At 50.3% G+C, this 12405-nt stretch carries 11 protein-coding genes; 2 read left to right on the top strand and 9 right to left on the bottom strand.

Annotation, left to right across the window (positions count from 1 at the left end; genetic code table 11):
* Nucleotides 1-32: 32 nt before the first annotated feature.
* From H8B09_RS02080 to liaF, 4 genes are all read right to left on the bottom strand, one after another.
* Nucleotides 33-446 carry a YugN family protein gene (locus H8B09_RS02080; protein ID WP_191201816.1) on the bottom strand — a complete coding sequence of 138 codons (414 nt, stop codon included), beginning with the start codon at nucleotides 444-446 and terminating at the stop codon, nucleotides 33-35.
* Nucleotides 447-608: 162 nt separating this feature from the next.
* Nucleotides 609-1271 carry a response regulator gene (locus H8B09_RS02075; RefSeq protein WP_191201815.1) on the bottom strand — a complete coding sequence of 221 codons (663 nt, stop codon included), beginning with the start codon at nucleotides 1269-1271 and terminating at the stop codon, nucleotides 609-611.
* 4 nt (nucleotides 1272-1275) lie between these two features.
* Nucleotides 1276-2310, bottom strand: coding sequence for a sensor histidine kinase (locus tag H8B09_RS02070; protein ID WP_191201814.1), 1035 nt, complete (start codon nucleotides 2308-2310; stop codon nucleotides 1276-1278).
* 6 nt (nucleotides 2311-2316) lie between these two features.
* Nucleotides 2317-3399: a cell wall-active antibiotics response protein LiaF gene (liaF, locus tag H8B09_RS02065; protein WP_191201813.1), complete on the bottom strand. Its 1083-nt coding sequence runs from the start codon at nucleotides 3397-3399 to the stop codon at nucleotides 2317-2319.
* A 291-nt stretch (nucleotides 3400-3690) separates the two neighbouring features.
* Here liaF and H8B09_RS02060 point away from each other — a divergent pair, with 291 nt between their 5' ends.
* A complete protein-coding gene (locus H8B09_RS02060) occupies nucleotides 3691-4986 on the top strand; it encodes an ammonium transporter (protein ID WP_191201812.1) in 1296 nt (431 codons plus the stop codon).
* A gap of 57 nt (nucleotides 4987-5043) precedes the next feature.
* Here H8B09_RS02060 and H8B09_RS02055 read toward each other — a convergent pair whose 3' ends face one another.
* Nucleotides 5044-5406: a hypothetical protein gene (locus H8B09_RS02055; RefSeq protein WP_191201811.1), complete on the bottom strand. Its 363-nt coding sequence runs from the start codon at nucleotides 5404-5406 to the stop codon at nucleotides 5044-5046.
* Nucleotides 5407-5638: 232 nt separating this feature from the next.
* On the opposite strand from H8B09_RS02055, the gene H8B09_RS02050 reads away from it, so the two are divergent.
* Entirely contained in the window at nucleotides 5639-6088 is a 450-nt protein-coding gene (locus H8B09_RS02050; RefSeq protein ID WP_191201810.1) for an Lrp/AsnC family transcriptional regulator, read from the top strand.
* Nucleotides 6089-6208: 120 nt separating this feature from the next.
* Here the strand turns inward: H8B09_RS02050 and H8B09_RS02045 are convergent, their stop codons facing one another.
* The 4 genes from H8B09_RS02045 to mqnC form a co-directional block, all read right to left on the bottom strand.
* On the bottom strand, nucleotides 6209-6766 hold the full coding sequence (locus H8B09_RS02045) for a 3D domain-containing protein (RefSeq protein WP_191201809.1): 558 nt from the start codon (nucleotides 6764-6766) through the stop codon (nucleotides 6209-6211).
* Between the two features lie 195 nt (nucleotides 6767-6961).
* Nucleotides 6962-8899: a threonine--tRNA ligase gene (gene thrS / locus H8B09_RS02040; protein WP_191201808.1), complete on the bottom strand. Its 1938-nt coding sequence runs from the start codon at nucleotides 8897-8899 to the stop codon at nucleotides 6962-6964.
* Between the two features lie 446 nt (nucleotides 8900-9345).
* Nucleotides 9346-10260: a putative sporulation protein YtxC gene (locus H8B09_RS02035; RefSeq protein ID WP_191201807.1), complete on the bottom strand. Its 915-nt coding sequence runs from the start codon at nucleotides 10258-10260 to the stop codon at nucleotides 9346-9348.
* A 923-nt stretch (nucleotides 10261-11183) separates the two neighbouring features.
* Nucleotides 11184-12320, bottom strand: a complete 1137-nt coding sequence (mqnC, locus tag H8B09_RS02030; protein ID WP_191201806.1) for a cyclic dehypoxanthinyl futalosine synthase — start codon at nucleotides 12318-12320, stop codon at nucleotides 11184-11186.
* Nucleotides 12321-12405 lie beyond the last annotated feature (85 nt).

Raw genomic sequence — 12405 nt, 5'->3', positions numbered from 1 at the left:
CTGTTTAGTAGAGGTTTCTTTCTATCTACTATTCACGAGAGAAGCTCACGCTCTGCTTCAGCCAGCACATCCTTTGCCTTATCAATCCACTTCGGATCGATATTCGCATCAGGATCAGTGGGCGATTGGAATTGGTCGAACAAGCTGCCAACAACACGGACAGACGCCTCCTGGTCATTCCCTTCCTGATACAGATGCCTCAGCACGTAAGGCTGGCCAATGCGAATCGTTGCATTGTTATCCGCCCGTTCACTATCGATTGACCCTACTGTCGCGACGAAAGGCAGCCGAAGCCACACTTTATGCGAATCGTCTAATGCACGGTCAAATGAACCTCGATCATATTCCCAGTTGCCGCCAAGCGAGAACTGCGCATTGCTCAACTTCTCCTTAGCTTCGGCAAATTCATATTCTCTCGATTCAATATCGGATTGCAGCGTAATCATGGCTTTTATCCCCTTTGCACTGCGCGGCGGCTCATAGAAGCCGCTCTTGGTCAGCTATTGATAGCACTAGCTTTCCCAGCATGTACAGGGATTATGCCAATGTGGAAACGCTGGAAACTTCTTTATAAGAATGTTCAAAAAGACCGTTATTGAAAACGCACTTTAAGCCTGCGGCTTTGCCCAGCCTTTGCGATGCGTATAGACCGCAAGCTGTGTCCGATCTTCAAGCTCGCATTTCATCAGCAGATTACTCACATGCGTCTTTACAGTCTTCACGCTAATATGAAGCTCTTCTGCAATCTCCTTATTCGACATTCCGTCTGCAATAAGCAGCAGCACTTCCTTCTCCCGATCCGTCAGACCTTCGTCTGCGCCTTGCGCGGAACGCTGACGAAGCCCGCGTGTTAGCGCCTGGGATACATCGCCCGTCATAACCGGCATGCCTTTGGCCGCGCCCATCAACGCATAGATCAGCTCTTCGGCCGACACCGTCTTGAGCACGTAGCTAACAGCGCCCGCTTCAACGGCAGCGAGCACTTTATCATCCTCTAGGAAGCTCGTAAGCATAACAATCTTCAGCTCCGGGTAGCGCTGCATCAAGGCCCCAGTCGTCTGCACACCATCCATCACCGGCATCATCAAATCCATAAGAACGAGATCTGGCCGCTTCTCCATGCGCTCCATAAGCGCGATTGCTTCGCTGCCGTTGCTCGCTTCTGCTACAACTTCAAATTTGGGCTCCAGCATCAAATACGTTTTCAAACCAGCCCGTACCATATCGTGATCATCTACGATCATAATGGAATAATTCGTATTCCCTGACATTTGCTTAACCTCGCTTATCCGTATATTTCGGAATGGTAACGCGTATCCGTGTTCCTCCACCTGGCTTGCTGAACAAAATAACATCGCCGCTCAGCTTCTGCGCCCTCTCGCGCATCGTCGACAGACCATAAGAGCCGACTCGAACCTCTCCAGGACGGAAGCCTACGCCATCATCCTGCAGTGTCATCATAATCTGGTGCTCCGTCTCCGATATAGACAGCACCGCATGCTGTGCATGAGCATGCTTCACAATGTTAGCCATTGCCTCTTGGATAATAAGGAACAATTGATGCTCCTTCGCCTCCGACAAGGGCTCCTGCAGACGCCAATCAAGCTCGCCTTGCAATCTATTCTGGCGGCAGTAATCCGGAAACCATCGATCAAGCGCCTGCTGCAACGAACGCCCTTCCAGCTCCATCGGCCTCAACTGTGCGATGAACCCTCGCATTTGCTTCTGCGCCAGCGTGGACATCTCAATGAGCTGACCCATCACATCGGCCGCTCGATCCGGATTAAGCTCCAGCAGCTTCGGCAGCGAGGAAGCCGACATATGTATGGCGAATAGCTGCTGGCTGACCGTGTCATGCAGGTCGCGTGCAAGCCGCTTCCGCTCTTCCTGTACAGCCTCTTCATTGGAAGCTTTCTCCCGCATCACTTGCTCTTCACCTGCAAGCTGCGCGACCTTCAGACGTTCTTCAACCGCAGCGGCCATCTCATTGAATTCCACATTCACCGCTTCAAACGATCGGGCGCCGCTTATCGGCATCCGAATCGCCCAATTACCGTTGTTCGCTTGTTTGAGCGCGATGTGCAGCGCATCGACCCTCCGCTGAATCGTCTGAGCGGTCCAATACCCGAAGCATGCGCTGACGAGCAGCAAGACGAAGATGACGCACAGCCCGAACTCAATCGGCGGCATATCACCCTCGTAGACGAGCCACTCCCATAACGCATATACGCTTCCGGCGGACAGCAGCGCGGAGACCGAGAACATCGCGATGATTTCCAGCTTCCCGCTTCGCAGCAATCGAACCATCATCGCGAATCACCCAACCTTCGTAACCCGCACATCACCGATAAACGTGCTGCACACCAGTTTTATTTTTTTATCCATATCCCTATAGGCCGGCGTCTCGACATCCATGTTGCGGAACAATCGGCTGTCTCTCATATCGAGTACGCGTGCATCGCCAATGAATGCACTCGACACGACGTGAATGCCAACCTCGTAATCGTTCGGCAGGTAGATCTTGACGTCACCGATGAAAGAGGAGATCGTAATGCGCGTCTCGCCGAACGGAATATGCGCCTTCGTCAAGTCGATCACCGTGTCTCCGATAAAATGCGAAATATTAAGCGGCTTCAACTCCCAATGATCGTTGCCGATATGAATGTCGCCGATGAATCCGGAACGATTCTGTGCGTTCGGGTTGTTCTCCCACCATTCCACTCGTTCCCAAGGATTCGAGTGACGACGATGGTGATCCATCTTCTCTTCAATTTTGTCGCGGCGCATCTGATGTTTCTCCCGACGCTCCTCATGCTTCTCGCGGCGCATCTGGTGCTTCATCTCAATATGCTGTTCATGCTTGGACAGATTCGGACGAAACGGCGGTACAGGCGGAACTGATTGCTGCGGATCGACCGTCTCATTAGAAGCTGAATCCCCAGACACATTCGTCGGATCAGGATGCAGCGGCGGAGCCGGCGGAACATAACCTCCTGGACGATAGGCCTGCCAATCGTCCCGACGTTCGTTATTCGAATTGTGATGGTGATGTCTTGAACCGCCGCGAGGACGGAACACCATATTGAGACCGAACAAAATCAATGCGACTGGTCCAACAAACCGAATGATGTCGCCGATCGACCAGTCAAACCAATCAAGGCTGCGGCCTAAGAAAACAAATCCGATCGTAATGAGAATGCATGCACCGAATGCATTGCCTCCATGGCGCGCAGTTAGCAAATTATTCAAGCCGGCGACAATCAGAATAACCGGCCAGAAGGTGGAAACGATATCACCGATGTCGAGCGAGACGATGCCGAGCTGATTCAATAGAAAGCCCGCTCCTATCGCAACGATGAATAACCCCCACAAGATACGGCTTGCATAATGACGATTCATCCTAAGTCAACTCCTAATTGTGCCTTGTGTACGATTGAAGAACTTGTCGGTTTCCCGATTTAATAAGTTCATTATAACGAAAGCTTTACATCGTTTTAACCGTCAATTGATTGAATCTGATATCCGTCTAGAGACCGAGCTGTGCCTCCATTTACGTCTCCCAAAACGAATGTTATATATTGTGACATAATGCGTTGACATAGTTAACTTCATCTCCTTATAATGAAGGACGACTGGCGTTTTTACGACTATTTTTCGACGTTATCCGCGTACGTCTTTAGGAGTGAGTGAATGAATATAGCCACGCTATCACAAGGACTCGATACCATCTGGCTCGTCCTTACGGCAGCAATGATTCTGCTAATGGAAGGCGGCTTCGCCTTGCTGGAGGCTGGTTTCGTCCGGCAAAAGAATGCGGTCAGCATCATTATGAAGGTGTTCGCCGATATTACGTTTGGAGCTCTAATTTATTTCGCGTTCGGGTTCGCTCTTATGCACGGCAAAGATATCGGGGGATGGATCGGCACAACTGGTTTCTTCCTAAAAGGCAATCTCGAACATATATCACTGAATGTCTCAATGGATACCTTCTGGTTGTTCCAGAGCGCTTTCGTTATTGCTGTTATCTCCATCGTATCAGGCGCAGTCGCTGAACGCATTAACTTTAGCGCCTATCTGCTCTATGCCATCGCAATGACCGGATTGATCTATCCGATTGCCGGACACTGGGTATGGGGCGGCGGCTGGCTGGCCAAGCTTGGCATGATCGACTTCGCAGGCTCTGCCGTCATCCATGGTCTCGGCGGTTTCGCAGCACTAGCCGCAGCGCTCTTCATCGGTCCGCGAATCGGCAAATTCACGCCGGATGGACAAGCCAACATCGTCCCGCCTTCCAATCTCCCGCTTGCTTCTGTAGGCGCATTCATTCTATGGTTCGGTTGGTTCGGCTTCAACTCCGGTAGTACACTGAGTGCCACAAACAGCTCCATTGGCCATATTGCGGTTACGACAATGCTGTCAGCAGCAGCCGGCGGAGCCGTCTCCATCCTGTTCACAATGCTGCGATACAAGAAGGCAGATCCTCCTATGGTCATCAATGGCGCATTAGCGGGATTGGTCGGCATAACAGCAGGCTGCGCATTTGTTACGAATGAAGCTGCAATATTGATCGGCATGATATGCGGTATTGTCATGATACTAGTCTCCGAGCTGCTGGAACGGCTGCAAATCGATGACCCCGTTGGCGCATTCGCCGTACATGGTGTAAGCGGAAGCATCGGTACGCTCGCACTCGGATTGTTCGCTACCCAAGATCTGGCTGCCGCAACAGGGCAAGGCTACTACGGTCTCTTCTACGGCGGCGGATGGGAGTTGCTAGGCATCCAATTCCTCGGACTAATTTCAATTGCGATCTGGGGCTTCGTTCTCACATGGCTGGCCCTGAAGCTGATCAACCGTTTCGTACGCGTGCGCGTCAGCCGTGACGAAGAGCTTGTCGGACTCGATGTCGGCATTCACGGCGTACCTGCTTACAGCCAAGCACATGATTTTCTAGATATCAATGAATTGACGAAGAACGATCGATAATACACAACACAAAAACGCCCTGACTGATCAATCGATCAGATACAGGGCGTTTATTCATTAACGAAAGGATTCTAACTCCGATAGTTTGGCCGCCTCCGGAACTGCGCTGTCACGCAAAGCTCGAGCTCGCTCGATCTCATGGCGAAGCATCCGGGCACGTTCCATTGGCTGCTTGATGTAATGAATATATTCGACCGCTAGGTGATGAGCCGGCTTCCTGCCTGACAGCAGCTTCCGCAGCGAAGACATCGCTTGGTACGCTCGTTCTTCCTTCAGACGGCGCTCCTCATAACGGCTGACCATCTGCTCAATCTCTGCGATCTCTTCTTCTTTCTTGGCGATATACGCTTCTAGAAACGGCACAACATCTGCAGGCTTATGAGGCGCGCTGCTAAGCCGCTCCTCATTCATGATCGTCATTGGATCAGCCATCATTCATCACCATACTTTGCTTCATGTAATAAAATATAACATGCAATCAATAAAACTATTGTACATGAACGATTCCGATTTGAACACCCCCAAATCGACGAAAATTTGTGAACGGTTTGCGGAGGATTAGAACAGTTTGCATTTTTCACTCGTCAATGTATTTCCAAACGACTTCTTTTATGTTATGTTTTATTACATATAAAAGGAGAGGTGACGGCTTATGGTGCTTCCCCACTTGGATGAAATCGATCAACGCATTGTCAATCTGCTTCTGGAGAATGGTCGATTGCCATATGCGAAGATCGGTGAAACGCTTAGTCTTTCCCGTGTTGCCATTCAGAAACGGGTAGAATCGCTCATCGAAGACGGCATTATCGAACATTTCACGATCCGCGTCAATGTCGCGAAGCTAGGCAAGCCAGTCGCCGTCTTTTTCGAGATCGTCGTAGAACCGCGCCTAGCGGAGCAGATCGGCTATCGGCTGGCGGAGCTGCCTGACGTCATAAGCATTTATCAAATGACAGGGCCAAGCACCCTTCACATGCAGGCCCATCTAAGAGATGAAGAAGAGCTGGAGAAATTCTTATATGAGAAAATATTTGCTCTCGAAGGCGTCGTCAGTGTCGATACACAGCTTGTTATCCGCAATTTCAAGCCTGCAGGACTGTAAAACCGTTCTAAACATTCGCACAGTTACAAACACAAACAAGCATCCTCATACCGGTTATCGGTACAGGGATGCTTGTTCCGTTCTTACACGTATACATAGGACGCAGCTAATGGGTAGGCGTCAGGATTCCAAGTACGCCTGAGGGATAGAATGACTGACTGCGAGTGCTTCGTTGACTGAATTGAGCCAAGCCTGCGACAACTTGCCATTCCCTTTCTTAAGCACCTTCACTTGAACCTTGCGTTTGCCCCATTGGTCGTATACTTGCTTAATGGTGTCGAAGTAGAGATCGATTCGCTTCCCCTTGATCGCAGATCCGGTATCCGCCACGACCCCGTATCCGTAATCCGGAATATAGAGAAGCGTCCCAATCGGGAACACCTTCGGATCAGCCGCAATAGTTGACAGCCTACCCCGCTTTACTTTCACGCCCGAATACGTAATGCCGTACTGAGGGTGACCTGGACGTTTGCCGGTCGACTCTACGCCAGCTGTATATCCAGTCGCGATTACTTCAATTGTTGTAATCTCTTTCCCGTCCGGTATAACGGGGGCTGCCTCAGCTGCAGCAGGTGCGGCCTGGCGCCCATCTGCGGCTTCTGCTCCGTACAAGAGTACGGAGAGGCCGATGAACGCGCTGACGCAGCTCCGCTGCAGCATAGGTAAGCTTGATAACATACGTTAACTCCTTACATCAGGATCTTTGAGCGTGTCATAGGGATCTTTGCGCTTTCGCAAAGTCTCTCTGTCACTCCGCTACTGCATCAGGATCTTTGAGCACGACATAGGATCTTTGCGCCCCGCGCAAAGTCACTCTGCCTATTCAAAGTCACACATGCTCCTGAGTAGGAGGTTGCCCCGTCCTTCGAAAGACTATACCGTTTTTGCAGCAATTTCTCCGCTCAGCATTTCGATCAGTTCAGCGACCGATTTCACGCCGATATCGCCTTCACCGCGTTTACGCACCGATACTGTGCCAGCTTGTGCTTCATTATCGCCGACAATGAGCATGTAAGGCATCTTCTCAAGCTGCGCTTCACGAATCTTATAACCCAATTTCTCGTTGCGGAGATCCGATTCCGCGCGGATACCTGCCGCAAGCAGCTGCTCTTCCACTTGGCGCGCATATTCGTCATATGCGGACGATACTGGAATAATGCGAGCATGCGTAGGCGACAACCAGAGCGGCAGTGCGCCTGCGAAGTTCTCGATCAGGTAAGCCGTCATGCGCTCCATTGTACTGATGATGCCGCGGTGAATAACGACTGGACGGTGCTTCTTGCCGTCATCGCCTACATATTCAAGCTCGAAACGTTCAGGGAGCAGGAAGTCCAGCTGAGCCGTCGAGAGCGTCTCTTCTTTGCCAAGCGCCGTCTTGATCTGCACGTCGAGCTTCGGTCCGTAGAAGGCAGCTTCGCCTTCCGCTTCGAAGAATGGCAGGTCAAGCTCCTCTACAACCTCACGCAGCATACGCTGCGACATTTCCCACATGTTGTCGTCCGGGAAGTATTTCTCCGTGTCCTTCGGGTCGCGGTACGACAGACGGAAACGGTATTCCTTAATGCCGAAGTCAGCGTAAACTTGACGAATCAAGTTAATAACGCGAGCGAATTCATCTTTGATCTGATCCGGACGCGCGAAGATATGAGCATCGTTCAGCGTCATTGCACGAACGCGGTGAAGACCCGTCAGTGCGCCTGACATCTCGTAGCGGTGCATCGTGCCAAGCTCGGCTACGCGGATCGGCAGATCGCGGTAGCTGCGCATGTCGCTTTTGTATACCATCATATGGTGCGGGCAGTTCATCGGACGGAGGACGAGCTCCTCGTTGTCCAATGCCATCAGCGGGAACATATCCTCGGAGTAGTGTTCCCAGTGACCCGAGATTTTGTACAGTTCAACGTTCGCCAGTACTGGCGTATAAACGTGCTGATAGCCCAGACGTTCCTCGAGATCGACGATGTAGCGTTCCATCGTACGGCGAACGCGCGCGCCGTTCGGCAGCCATAGCGGCAAGCCTTGGCCAACCTCTTTGGAGAACGTGAACATTTTCAGCTCTTTGCCGAGCTTGCGGTGGTCACGTTTCTTCGCTTCCTCCAGGAAGTGTAGATGCTCATCAAGCTGCGCTTGTTTCGGGAACGCCGTTCCGTAAATGCGCTGCAGCATTTTGTTCTTCGAATCGCCGCGCCAGTATGCGCCTGCGATGCTAAGCAGCTTGAACGCTTTGATACGGCCCGTCGACGGAAGGTGAGGTCCGCGGCAAAGGTCGAAGAACTCGCCTTGATCGTAGATCGTCAGTTGAACGTCTTCTGGCAGGTCGCGAATCAGCTCCAACTTGAGTGGATCACCTAGCTCAGTGAACGTAGCGATCGCGTCGTCACGGCTTATAACACGGCGGCGGATTGGCAGATCTTCTTTGATGATCTTCGCCATTTCTTTCTCGATTTTCTCGAGATCCTCAGGCGTGAGCGATTGCTCCAGATCAATATCATAGTAGAAGCCGTCCTCGATAACTGGACCGATCCCGAGTTTAACAGCTGTATTGCCGTACAAACGTTTGATCGCTTGCGCCATCAAGTGCGCCGTACTGTGACGGTACACTTCTACGCCATCTGCCGAGTCAAGCGTAACGATCTCAACGTTCGCATCTTCGTTCAGCGCCGTGTAGATATCGACGACTTTACCGTTGATTTTACCTGCAACTGCATTTTTCTGAAGCCCTTTGCTAATAGAGGCTGCAACATCATCGATCGTTGCGCCAGCTTCGTATTCCCGGACAGCTCCGTCCGGCAGCGTAACTTTAATCGCCATCGTTTATTCTCCTTTGTAATTCGACTATTCCTTCGATTAGTAAGCAAGCGGGCAAACGCACTTCTTCTGTTGACCTTCTTATATCGGACAATGGCCAGACAACAAAAAAAGCACGCGTCCCCGCAAAGGGACGAGTGCTTGTATACTCGTGGTTCCACCCTCATTCGAACGCAATCGCCTGCATAACGCAGCACGTGCGAACCTCATGACATCCGGTAACGGGGAAGTTCCGTTACGGCTTACGCACCTCCTGCTTCTGCTTAGAAACATTTGGATTCAACCGTAAAGCTCCGAAGGGGTATATTCTCCGCCGCCTCGGAAGAAGCTTACAGCCTAGGCTTCTCTCTCTGGTCCGTGCACATTCGGGGAATCATTGTCTTCGTCGACGCTTTTAACGCATTTGTACCCCATTATAACAATTACCGCGGTGGACGGTCAATAGGACATCAAATCCGGTTCTCGAACGAAGCATGACAGGATACGCAGCCAACGCAAACGGACACTCGAAGCCCGAAGATTGATTCAATCGTCCGAATAATTTGCAATTCCGGCTGTCGCGTATGAATGACGATCTGCTTCGGCGCAATTGTCACCAGCGTGCTGATGACCATATCCTCCACATTCATCTCATACTCCACCATCTCTGCAACGATCCGATCGACCGGTTTATGCTCAAGCGGCTGGAGGCGTTCATCGCAGACGATAAACTCATGTCCTGTTTTGTGCAGCAAATGAACAAGCGGCAGCTTCGGATCCTGAAGATCGACGAAATAACGGAGCAGCGAGATGAATTCTTGATATTGCTTATCCATCACGAACTCATCAACCGCATATTCCGCTGCATCCCGAAGCTCGTTCCAGTACGCTTGCAGCCGGAACGTCACGAAGCCAGTCAAATTAAGCTCGGTATTGTCCTGAAGGAACAATTCCAGCTCGTCCGTTATTTTCTGTTTTCTGCGCTTTCTGTCAGCTTCACTGAATGGATCGCGTTCTGTCGGATCAGCCTGGATAGAGCCCAGCATCTCGAGGCAGAATCGGACGATCGTTTCCAGCTCCTCTTCCCGCTCGATTCGGTATTGCTTGCGAATAATGGAAGACAGCAGCTGCTGCTCCAGCTCAGATACGATATATTCAGCAAGCGCGATAGCTGTTTGACGATACAACGGCGGGCCATGCTCAATTAACGAAAACTGAGGGACTGTATCGATTCTGCCTGTTAACCGATTCAGCTCGTTGCTCCACTCAAGCCGCGGGATAACAGGAAAGTTATGTAGCAGCGTATACTCCTGAAGCAATAAATCATGCAATTTCTGCCGCTGACTTTGTTCAGCGTCGTGCAAGGATATGGAAAAAAGCTCCATGCGCTCACCCCTTTCCTTCCTTAAAAGTATATGCCGCTGGCTCACGTATATACGAGGAGCAAATTGGGATGGGCAATTGCGATGAGGCTTGGGTTGAGGTGATTGTCTTGGTTGTATCATGTTAATAAAAGAAATTAAGGCTCGTGCAGTCACTACGCAGACGAATGTTCTTCCGATTGCTGTTGTGTCCAGATTGTTCTGATTTTCTAAATTCAGAATAGGAAACAATCCGGACACAAAGGCAAACGCTAACGCTTCTCCAGAATCATTCGTCCGCTTCGTTCCTACGGTCACCCTATCCCAATTTAGGGATGGAACTTGATTCTTGTCGCCGTAATATTGGCTCCAGGCATTTGTGATTAGTTAGTTAAAGACTATAGAGCTAGCCGCTCCATTCAACCCCGTCGATTAAAATGAATATTAGTTTTTATCGTCACTGTCAGCTTATTTAGTTTGTTTATTATCTCTATATCGCATAATCGCGATGGGCAAGTTCGTAATACCTATAAGAAAACAGCCGACCGTCGATATCGAATTCGGATAATGTGGTTTGCCATCTCCAACAGGACCCACGGATGATGCGCATCCAGTAACCATATAACACAAAAATGATCGGCAGGATCATACATACAATCGACATCATGATATGAAATTGATACCTATTCAATAGCGCCTACCTCCTCCTCCTACAAAAACGACACGATTAAATTTGTATCTTTATTGATACGCTTCCTTATTTTAAAAGTTACGTTCACTGCGACTTGCACACGAGATGAAGCAAAGTGATCGCAACAGAAAGTAAAAAAGCCATCACATATGTGATGGCCCTAAGTTCAATCCACTTACAAGGCTGAAATATGGCAGCCTTGTAACTATCGGAATGGAACTAATCTAACTAATTCACTCCTCAACTATGGAGTGAATTAGTTTTGCATAATAAAGTCTTTATCAGCTGTTTCGTTCTCTTCGTACACTTTGAGGATCTCGTACTTCGTGTTGCGTTGGGCTGGGATTTTGCCAGCTTCGCGGATAAGTTTGAGCGACAGGTCGATGTTGACCTTGTGCGTCGTGCCCGCCGCAGAGACGACGTTCTCTTCCATCATCGTGCTGCCGAAGTCGTTGCAGCCGTATTGGAGCGACAGCTTGCCGTATTCTGGACCCATCGTAACCCATGACGATTGGAGATTGTCGATGTTGTCCAGGAAGATGCGGCTGACCGCAACCATCTTGAGATACTCTTCCGGTTTCGATTTCTCTACGCGCATGTTCGTATTGTCCGGCTGAAGCGGCCACGAGATGAAGGCGAGGAAGCCCTTCGAGTCGTAGTTGTTCGCAATGCACTCATCCTGCGCATCGCGTACGCGAAGCAGGTGAAGCGCACGCTCTTCCATCGTCTCGCCGAAGCCATACACCATCGTCGCTGTCGTGTTCATGCCGTGCTTATGCGCCGATTTCATGACGTCCATCCAGTCCGTCCACGAACCTTTCAGCTTACTTACTTTGCGGCGCGTACGATCATCGAGAATTTCCGCGCCGCCGCCTGGCAGCGAATCAAGTCCCGCTTCATGAAGCTGTTGAATGACCTCGTCAAGCGACAAGCCTTCCGATACATCCTTCATCTTCATAATCTCGGCTGGCGAGAAAGAGTGCATCGTGATGTTCGGGAAACGCTCTTTAATTTTACGAAGAACATCGGTGTAGTATGTGAATGGCAGATTCGGGTTCGTACCGCCCTGCATCAAGATTTCAGTGCCGCCAACATCTTCGGTCTCTTGGATTTTCTGCAGAATGGTATCGTCCGAAAGCACGTAGCCTTCCGGCGAACCCGGTGCGCGGTAGAACGCGCAGAAACGGCAATAAACGTCACAGACGTTCGTATAGTTTACGTTACGTCCAACGACGAATGTTGTAATTGGTTCAGGATGCTTACGCAGCATGAGCTCGTTCGCAACTTTCCCCATTTTCTCAATTTCATCAGACTCCAAGAGAACGACACATTCTTCGAATGTAATGCGTTCGCCGCGAAGCGCTTTATCTAATACGGAATCAACTGTTAGCATGCTGGATCCCTCCTGAAGTAAATAATGATTAGACCGATCAAAAGCTATCAACTTATCCTAACATAAAAAGACCACGGCAGTCACT

Source organism: Paenibacillus terricola, assembly GCF_014779765.1.
GTDB lineage: Bacteria > Bacillota > Bacilli > Paenibacillales > Paenibacillaceae > Paenibacillus_T > Paenibacillus_T terricola.
The sequence above is the reverse complement of the archived record's forward strand: the minus strand, read 5'-3'. Positions and strand labels throughout refer to the sequence as shown.